Source organism: Streptosporangium sp. NPDC003464 (assembly GCF_053588315.1).
This window is the reverse complement of sequence record NZ_JBSFPS010000521.1, coordinates 1-2,150: the sequence shown is the minus strand read 5'-3', so window position 1 is coordinate 2,150 and position 2,150 is coordinate 1. Positions and strand designations below refer to the sequence as shown.

At 77.5% G+C, this 2,150-nt stretch carries 1 protein-coding gene and 1 pseudogene; both read right to left on the bottom strand.

What is annotated here, in order from left to right; genetic code table 11:
• Positions 1-1,652, bottom strand: a 1,652-nt coding sequence (locus tag ACWDS7_RS48085; RefSeq protein ID WP_451934770.1) for an endonuclease/exonuclease/phosphatase family protein, incomplete at its 3' end; no start/stop codon positions are given.
• A gap of 191 nt (positions 1,653-1,843) precedes the next feature.
• A pseudogene (locus ACWDS7_RS48080) lies at positions 1,844-2,150 on the bottom strand (hypothetical protein); the annotation flags it as partial.

Below are 2,150 nucleotides of genomic sequence, written 5' to 3'. Positions count from 1 at the left end.
CCGGCGGGTTCGAGGTTGAGATCGCCGGCCACGACCACGGGGCGGCCTCCCCGCGCGGCGTCCTCGACGATCCGCCCGAGCTGCGCCACCTGGTCGAGCTCGCGCCAGCCGGGCGGCGGCTGCAGATGGGTGGCGATCACGGTGATGTCCCGGTCCCGCCACCTCAACCCGACCTCCAGTGCCTGCGCCCCGGTCGGGCCGCCCTGGACGAGCACGTGGTTGCGGACCGAGGTGACCGGCAGATCGGTCAGGAGCGCGTCGCCCCACACCTCGTCGGCCGCCGGAGCCCACAGGTAGCGCATGCCGAGCCGCTCGGCGATCAGCCGGACGTCGTCGTGGCCGCCGTTGAGCAGCCAGCCCCGGTCGGCCTCGCCGAGCACGACCACGTGCGGTCGCAGCGCCCTGAGGGTGTCGGCCTGCTGCTCCAGCGACAGCCTGCCGGGCAGGCCGTACCCCATCCGGATGTTGTAGGCCGCGACCCGCAGCCCGTCGCCGGGCGGCTCCCATCTCGGCACGGCCCCCTGCCAGAGGGGGACGGCCGCCACCAGCGCGGCCGCGGCGGCGACGGCGGCCGGCAGCCGCCGGCCGTAGGAGCCCCGGGGCAGGCCGGTGCTGCCGGCCGTGCCCAGCGCGACCAGGAGCGCCGCGCAGCCGGGCACCCATCGGTTGGGCAGGTAGAGGTCGTAGGCGGCGTAGTAGCCGAAGACGAGCACGACGAACAGCAGCATGCCCCCGGCCGCGGCCAGGCCGCGCCGGAGCGGGCGGTCGGGGCCGGAGGTCGCCGCCGCGTGCGCCAGGCAGGCCCCCAGCGCGACCTGGCCGATGATCTGGGCGGCGATCGTCCAGCCGGGGGCCACGCCGTGGACGCCGTCCACCGTGGCCCTGCCGGCCGCGAACGCCACGGCGGAGGCGGTCAGGGCGACGGCGGGCACCAGCGGGCGCCGGAGCAGCGGCTGCGCGGCGGGCGCCACCGACACCACCGCGAACCCCGCCACGACCGCGGCCACGCCCGCGGCGGCGAGCGGCGTGGAGGAGCCGGCCGCGGCCTGGGCGTGCGCGGTGTTGCCCGTGTACAGGCCCCACAGCAGCAGCGCGGGGCCGATCGTCAGCCAGGCGCGCGGAGCGCCCGAGTGCTCCTCCTCGGCGGGCCGGGGCCGCAGCAGGAAGATCCCGAACAGCGCGAGCTCGGCCGCCAGCGGCAGCCAGGGGAGCGGACCGGGCCGCCACATCAGGTCGATGCCGTCCAGCGCCGCGTGGGTCACCGTGGCGGCCGCCAGCCCGGTGATCACCCCGGCCATCGCGGGCCGGGCGTCCTGGGCGGCCGCCGCGGTGGCCACCAGCCAGACCAGCCCGGCCAGCAGGCCCGCGCTCGCCAGGTAGAGCTGCGCGTCGCCGCCGGAGGTCGGCTGCAGTGCCAGCCGGGCCAGGAGCAGCAGGAGGCCGGCCCCGGTGGCCAGCAGCCGCGGCCGGACGGACCGGGCCAGCGGGACCGCGAGGAAGGCCGCCAGGAACCAGGAGACGGCGTACAGGCCCATCATCTCCGCGGGCGTGCTGCCCGCCCGGCCGAACAGCGTGATCAGCGACGGCAGGAAGACGCGGAGCACGTCGGCCAGCACCAGCACACCGAGAGCGACGTCCAGGCGGATCCGCATGCCACCTCCAAGGAATGTGAGCCATCCTCGCTTCCTTGGGGGGCTGTGGCAAGGCCCGGAAACCCCCGTGGCGGCGGCCAGGGGTCCCGGCCCGGACGGCGGGACGCGCCCGGCGGCACTCGGCGGCCGCGGAGCGCCCCGGCGGGGACGGACCCCCGGTGGACGCGCGGCTCACCTCCGGATGATCGCCGTCATCCGTCCAGATGCCGGAAGGCCTCGTGGGCGGAGCGGACGCTGTCGCGCAGCGCCCGCTCCAGCTGGTCGGCGTCCTCGGCCAGGCGGCCGATCTCCGGCACGGACCCCGCGTCGGCGCCGCTCTCGGCCAGGAGCTCCTCGTAGCGGGGGAGCCGGGCCCGCAGCAGCTCGATCTGGTCGTGGGCGCGCAGCGCGCGGTCGGCCTCGGAGACGTGGCGCGCGTAGCGCTCCAGGGCCTCCACCCGGGCGACGACGGCGGCCTCGCTGGCGGCCAGCGCCCGTTCCAGCGGCGCCATCGCGGCC